Annotated in this window: 6 protein-coding genes; 4 read left to right on the top strand and 2 right to left on the bottom strand. The window is 60.4% G+C overall.

The genetic code is table 11. The features are described 5' to 3' along the window. A partial coding sequence (gene groL, locus VIR09_RS23340) for a chaperonin GroEL (RefSeq protein WP_332015004.1) occupies positions 1 to 1,241 on the bottom strand: 1,241 nt, incomplete at its 3' end. A gap of 36 nt (positions 1,242 to 1,277) precedes the next feature. After that, entirely contained in the window at positions 1,278 to 1,565 is a 288-nt protein-coding gene (gene groES / locus VIR09_RS23335; RefSeq protein WP_054423089.1) for a co-chaperone GroES, read from the bottom strand. Positions 1,566 to 2,027: 462 nt separating this feature from the next. Between groES and VIR09_RS23330 the strand changes: the two genes are divergently transcribed. The 4 genes from VIR09_RS23330 to VIR09_RS23315 all read left to right on the top strand — a co-directional run. Then, entirely contained in the window at positions 2,028 to 2,534 is a 507-nt protein-coding gene (locus VIR09_RS23330) for a sigma-70 family RNA polymerase sigma factor (protein ID WP_313457602.1), read from the top strand. Next, positions 2,521 to 3,534 (top strand): FecR family protein, encoded by a 1,014-nt coding sequence (locus VIR09_RS23325; protein WP_332015003.1) that lies wholly within the window; start codon positions 2,521 to 2,523, stop codon positions 3,532 to 3,534. Before VIR09_RS23330 ends, VIR09_RS23325 begins: the two co-directional genes overlap by 14 nt. A 309-nt stretch (positions 3,535 to 3,843) precedes the next feature. Further along, complete coding sequence (locus tag VIR09_RS23320; RefSeq protein ID WP_332015002.1) at positions 3,844 to 6,171, top strand: TonB-dependent siderophore receptor; 2,328 nt, start codon at positions 3,844 to 3,846, stop codon at positions 6,169 to 6,171. A 5-nt stretch (positions 6,172 to 6,176) separates the two neighbouring features. Next, positions 6,177 to 6,825 (top strand): PepSY-associated TM helix domain-containing protein (locus tag VIR09_RS23315; protein WP_332015001.1); only part of this gene is annotated, 649 nt, incomplete at its 3' end.

Below are 6,825 nucleotides of genomic sequence, written 5' to 3'. Positions count from 1 at the left end.
CCAGCCACAACGCCTTCTTCCACTGCGGCGCGGGTAGCGTGCAGGGCGTCTTCGACGCGAGCCTTCTTTTCCTTCATTTCGACTTCGGTGGCAGCGCCAACGCGAATCACGGCAACGCCGCCGGCCAGCTTGGCCACGCGTTCTTGCAGCTTTTCACGGTCGTAGTCGGACGTGGCTTCTTCGATCTGGATGCGGACTTGCTTGACGCGAGCTTCGATCGACTTGCTGTCGCCAGCGCCGTCGATGATGGTCGTGTTTTCCTTGCCCACTTCGATGCGCTTGGCTTGGCCCAGTTCAGCCAGGCCGGCCTTTTCCAGCGACATGCCGGTTTCTTCGGAGATCACCGTGCCGCCCGTCAGGATGGCGATGTCTTCCAGCATGGCCTTGCGGCGGTCGCCGAAGCCCGGAGCCTTGACGGCGGTGGTCTTCAGGATGCCACGGATGTTGTTCACAACCAGGGTGGCCAGGGCTTCGCCTTCGACGTCTTCCGCGATGATCAGCAGGGGACGGCTCGACTTGGCAACTTGTTCCAGCACGGGCAGCAGGTCACGGATGTTGCTGATCTTCTTGTCGAAAATCAGGACAAACGGATCTTCCAGCACGGCAACTTGCTTTTCCGGGCTGTTGATGAAGTAGGGCGACAGGTAGCCGCGGTCGAATTGCATGCCTTCGACGACGTCCAGCTCGTTTTCCAGCGACTTGCCGTCTTCGACGGTGATGACGCCTTCCTTGCCAACCTTGTCCATCGCGTCAGCGATGATCTGGCCGATGGAGGCATCGCTGTTGGCCGAGATCGAACCAACTTGAGCGATTTCCTTGCTGGTCGTGACCGGCTTGGATTGCTTCTTCAGTTCAGCCACGGCAGCGGCGACAGCCTTGTCGATGCCGCGCTTCAGGTCGATCGGGTTGAAACCGGCGGCAACGTACTTCAGGCCTTCCATGACGATGGCTTGAGCCAGCACGGTGGCGGTCGTGGTGCCGTCACCGGCGTTGTCGGAGGTCTTGGAAGCAACGTCCTTGACCAGTTGTGCGCCGATGTTCTCGAACTTGTCCTTCAGTTCGATTTCCTTGGCGACGGACACGCCGTCCTTGGTCACGGTCGGGGCGCCGAACGAGCGCTCCAGCACGACGTTGCGACCCTTGGGGCCCAGGGTGGTCTTAACAGCGTTGGCGAGAACATTCACGCCGCGGACGATGCGCACACGGGCGTCGTCACCGAACAATACTTGCTTGGCAGCCATTTCTTAGCTTCCTTCGAAAATTCGTTTGAGGCGGGATTACAGAACCACGGCGAGGATTTCGTCCTCGCGGATGACGAGCAGTTCTTCGCCATCAACCTTCACGGACTGGCCGGCGTACTTGCCGAACAGAACCTTGTCGCCAGCCTTCAGGTCGACCGGCAGAATCTTGCCTTCTTCCGTCTTCTTGCCGGGGCCGACGGCCACGACTTCGCCTTGATCAGGCTTTTCAGCAGCGCTGTCGGGGATGACGATGCCCGAGGCAGTCTTGCGCTCGTTTTCGAGGCGTTTGACGATCACGCGATCGCCCAGGGGACGCAAGGCCATGAGTAACTCCTGTTTACTTGAAAAAAGTGAATGATCAGTGAGCCACGGGAGGGCTGTTAGCACTCACCGGTGTCGAGTGCTAATTATAGGGATGATGTTCCGGGGTTCAAGGGGGGGAGGGGCGGCTGTTACATATTCGGGGGGCGCTGTTGGGTTCAGGGAGCGCCGCTCCCGTTGTCGAAGTTCATGTCGAAGTTCATTCAACTTGAGAATTGGTTCACTCAACTTGGCTTTCTGGCCGAAAAGTTCGTTCAAGTTGGTAGCTAGGCAATACAGCCGCGGCCCTTGCAGATCATGGCAAGGCACTGGTCGAAGTCATTCAACGATAGTGTATTTGAGGTAATGAGAATCATGATCGTGCGCGTGTAGCGGCATGGGGATCGAGAGCCCCTGTGTACATTTAAATGAGAATTATTGCTAATATTCCGCTTTTCGTGCGTTTGCCTGCCTCAAAGCCCCCGCATGCCCTGCCCCCCAAAGTCAAAGAACAGCTGGCTTGCCTACTATCGCGAGCTGATCGGCGCGTGGACGCGGCGTACCGGTAACCAGCACGATGCCGAGGATGCCACGCATGATGCCGTTCTCCGGGTGTTGGAAGCCGACTCGGGTGCATTGGTCAACGCGCGCGCCTACCTGCATCGCAGCGTACATAACCGGCTGATCGACTCGCATCGGCAGTCGAAGGTGCTTGATCTGGTGCCTCTGCACGAACTGGACGAGGGCGAGCATCCGCTGCTGACCGATCCGGATGCCGCGGCGCGCACCACTGAATTGCTGGCCTCTTTGAAGGCGGGCCTGGCCGAGCTGCCGCTCAGGTGCCGCCAGGTATTCCTATGGCACAGGCTTGAAGGATTTACGCAGGAAGAGATTGCGAAAAAGCTGGGGATCTCGGTCAACATGGTGGAAAAATACATGATCCGGGCTGTGCGGCATCTCCGGGAAAGGATGCAAAATCATGCACCCCATTAAGCGCGCAATGATCACTGAGAATTCGAACTTTCCGACCGATGCCCGCGACGCGGCGGCTTATTGGTTTGCCCGAGTGCATTCCGGCAGTTTCACCGTAGGGGAACGCGAGCGCTTGCAGCAATGGCGGCAGGCGCATCCCGACAACGACCGCGAATATCGGGCGCTGGCCGAAATCTGGCAAGCGACGACCATGCTGCCGGAAGCAGATTTGCGGGAAATGCTGGAGGCTCCGGAGCCGACCTCGCACGTTGACCGCCACACGCGCCGGCGCTGGTTGGCGGCGGCGGGCGCTGTCTGTACCGCTGCGGTTGTGGGCGGCGTGCTCATGAACGGGCACATGCTGGACTCTCCTGCCCACACCATCCGCTACACCACGGCTGTGGGCGAGCAGCGAAGCGAAGCGCAGCCGGACGGCTCGATCATTCAGATGAATGTCTCCACCGAGCTTGTCGTGCGCTATTACGCCACGCGCCGCGTCATTGAACTGATGCGCGGCGAAGCCACGTTCGACGTCACGGCCAACCCCGATCGGCCGTTCCTGGTGGACGCTGGCGCCGTGTCGGTCAGGGTGACGGGCACGGTCTTCAACGTCCGCCGCGACGGAGACAGCGTGGCGGTGGCGGTGCAGTCCGGCACCGTCGAAGTCACCTCGGGGCATTGGTGGAATCGCGACAAGGCAATGCTGGATGCCGGCATGACGGCTCAGGCGCGGCCGAGTGAGGGTCTGTTGGTCAAGCCGGGTGACGTTTCGGCGCTGACGGCCTGGCGCCAGGGCAAGGTGGTGTTCCAGGATCAGCCGCTGGAGGACATGGTGCGCGAAATGAACCGCTACCTGTCACAGCCGATACATCTGGCCGATAGCAAACTGAAGCGGCTGCGCATGGCGGGCGTGTTCAACATCCAGGACGCGGATGGTTTTTTGCAGGCGCTTCAGAACAACCTGCCCATCGCCGTGCGCAGACGGCAGGATGGCGGCGCGGATCTATCTCTGCTGCGCTGACCGCGCCCGGTGCGCAGATCGCCGGTCATTCTGAAAACGAGAATCGCTCCCGTTACAAATTAATCCCGAAATCCGTTCAGGGTTTTTCTGGGTTCGTCCGTCGTACTCAATATAGGGGCAGCTTCCAGCTACCGGCTTCGAGGTTGGATCCGTTGCTCCGTCATGATCCTTTGGCCAAAGGGACGAGGCGTCGCGCGCGCTTGATATCGCTACCAGGAAAATGTTGTGATTCACCGGATTTCTTTCTCTGCTCCCCGCCGGGGCAACAAGCGCTACGCAACCCAGACCGTCTCGGCCACGTTGACCACGATGGCCATCGCCATCGCGCTGGCGCTGACGGCAGCGCCGGCGTCAGTGCGCGCGCAGGACGCCGCCACGCCGATCAACATCCAGCAGCACGCGTTAAGCGATGCGCTGCTACAGCTGGGGCAGCAGACGTCGCTGCAGTTCATCTACACGTCCGACCTGGTACGCGGCCTGCCCGCACCCGTGATTTCCGGCACGATGACACCCGAAGACGCATTGCGCCGATTGATCGAGGGCGCCGGCATTGAGTATTCGCGCTCGGGCAACACGATCAACCTGCGGCGCGCGGGCGGCACGACGATATTGGCACCCGTGGAAGTGACCGGCTCGTTCAATTCGGCGACCGAAGGCACGGGCTCGTACACGGCCGCTGGCCCCAGCCGTACCGCAACGGGCTTTGATCTGTCGTTGCGCGAAACGCCGCAGTCCGTCACGGTGATGACCCGCCAGCGCATGGACGACTTCAATCTCTACACGCTGTCTGACGTGCTGCAACAGACACCGGGTGTGGCCGTTGACCGGCAGGGCGATGCCTTTAACTTCACCGTACGCGGTTCAGCCGTAAACATGCAGCTTGACGGCATGCGGCAAAAAGCGAACGGGTGGTTTGCGAACTCGCAGACGCAGTTCTCGATGAACGACATGGTTGAAATCGACCGCATCGAAGTGCTCAAGGGCTCGTCCGGACTGATGTCTGGAGACGGCTCGTATGGCGGCACGGTCAACATGATCCGCAAACGCCCCACGCATGATTTTCAGGCTAGCGTTGGCATGGCGGCGGCCAGCTGGGACAACTACCGCGCCGACGTGGACCTTAGCAGCCCGATCAATGAAAGCGGTTCCGTGCGCGGACGCCTGATCGCCGCCGCCACCGACGGCAAGAGCTTCATCGACAACGTTGACACCAACAGCCAGACCCTGTTCGGCACGGTCGATGTGGACATCACGGAAAGCACCTTGTTCAACGTCAACTTCACCCATCGCCGCCGCGAATTGTATGGCGCGGGCAGCACGTCCATGATTCAGGCCTACTCCGCGTCCGGGGAATTCCTGGGCATGAAGCCCCGTTCGTTCAACGTGGGGGCGCCGTGGTCTGGCTATGAGCAAGAGGCCAATGTGCTGTTCTCAAGCCTGCGCCACGAGTTCGCCAACGGCTGGGTCGCCACGCTGAAGGGCAGCCTGGACAAGACCGAGAACCCATACGGTGAAACGGGAATATGGTTCACAGCCATTCCCGACGTGGTCGACTATGGGTGGACCCGCGATTACGTTAACCGCAATCGCAGCGTGTCGTTCGAGTTGCAAGGCCCCATCAAGCTCTTTGGCCGCACGCACGAACTGCGGTTTGGCGCGGATTCCTATCGCAGCACCACCGACTCGTATGCCGGCAGCCGGCGCCGTACCAATATGGGGCTGGATTACTCGGAAGGGGGCGCGGCGATCATCAAGCCTGATCTCGACGCCATCCCGATGAACAACCACAGCTATTTCAGTTCCAAACGGCGCTCGATTTATGCGGCCGGCCTGTTCAGCCTGGCGGACCCCGTCAAGCTGATTGGCGGCGTGCGCATCACCGACTACGAGCAATTCGACGAGACGCCCTACGCCTACAGCAACAACGATCTGAAAGAGCATGGCGTGATCACGCCGTATGGCGGATTGGTGGTCGATGTCAGCAAGAACATCTCGGTGTACGGCAGCTACGCCAGCATCTTCAATGCCCAGAACGCGCGGGATGCACAAGGCAATACGATCGACCCGGAAGAAGGCATCACGTATGAAGTCGGCGCTAAAGGTGAATTCTTCGACAACCGTTTGAACGTCAGCATTGCGCGATTCTGGATGAAGACGGACAACACCGCCGAGGAAACCGGCGAGGTGCGCCCAACCGGCGAAACCATCTACCGATCGGTATCAGGCGTGACGCGGCGCGGGTATGAATTGGAGATGTCGGGCGAAGTCTCGGCCGGCTGGCAAGTGCAAGGCAGCTACGTCATGAACAGCAGCAGCCTGAGCACGTCGGACACTGTGCCCAAGTATCAGTTCAAGCTTGCAAGCAGCTACCGGCTACCGGGCGCACTGCAAAATCTGACCGTCGGGGCCGCTGCGCGCTGGCAGAGCAAAGCCGTGGCGGGCAAGCTGGAGCAGCCATCGTTCTGGCTTGTTGACCTGATGGCCCGCTATCAGGTCAACAAGAACCTGAACATCGGCGCCAACGTCAACAACCTGTTCGACAAGACGTACATGTCGGGTATGCGTGATTTTGGCCGGGTGCAGTACACGTGGGGGGCGCCGCGCAGCGTCAGCGTCAACATGCGCTATCAGTTCTGATCACCGTGAAAGCCTCGTTCCGCCAATGCATGGCCTGGTTGCACACGTGGGTGGGGCTGACGACCGGCTGGGTGCTGTTCTTCGTCTTCGTCACCGGCACCGCCGGTTACCTCGACGATGAAATCACGCGCTGGATGCAGCCCGAGCTGCCGCTGGCGACGACGCAGATCGGGCTGTACGAGCCGTCGGTGATGACCGGACACGCGCTGGCGCGGCTCCAGGCCATTGCGCCGCCCGCCAGATCGTGGACCGTGACCTTGCCGCATCAATCGCTGGAACCGCGCGGCGAGCAAGGCCTTTCGATCGCGTGGGAATCGCTTCCATCGCCCGGGCAGAACGCGGGCCGGCGTGGCGGCGAACGCCTGGATCCCATCAGCGGTGATCCGCAGAAAGCGGTTACGCCGCGCGTCACCGGTGGCGGTACGGTCCTTTATCGCATGCACTATCTGATGCATTACCTTCCGTACGAAACGGGGATCAAGTTGGTTGGCATCTGCACGATGCTGATGTGGCTTGCTGTCGTCACCGGCGTCATCACGCACAAGAAAATCTTCAGCGACTTCTTCACGTTTCGGCCAGGCAAGGGGCAGCGTTCATGGCTAGACGCGCATAACGTCGTCAGCGTCTTGTCCTTGCCGTTTTTTTTGATGATCA

It is taken from the genome of Achromobacter sp., assembly GCF_036567245.1.
GTDB lineage: Bacteria > Pseudomonadota > Gammaproteobacteria > Burkholderiales > Burkholderiaceae_B > Achromobacter.
Note: the sequence above shows the minus strand (reverse complement) of the source record. Positions and strands in the feature narration are given on the sequence as shown.

What these genes read in the sequence shown, in the direction of transcription:
- VIR09_RS23320 (WP_332015002.1), top strand. Translation starts at nt 3,844, where the DNA reads ATGGCCATCGCCATCGCGCTGGCGCTGACGGCAGCGCCGGCGTCAGTG.
- VIR09_RS23330 (WP_313457602.1), top strand. Translation starts at nt 2,028, where the DNA reads ATGCCCTGCCCCCCAAAGTCAAAGAACAGCTGGCTTGCCTACTATCGC.
- groES (WP_054423089.1), bottom strand. Translation starts at nt 1,565, where the DNA reads ATGGCCTTGCGTCCCCTGGGCGATCGCGTGATCGTCAAACGCCTCGAA.
- VIR09_RS23325 (WP_332015003.1), top strand. Translation starts at nt 2,521, where the DNA reads ATGCACCCCATTAAGCGCGCAATGATCACTGAGAATTCGAACTTTCCG.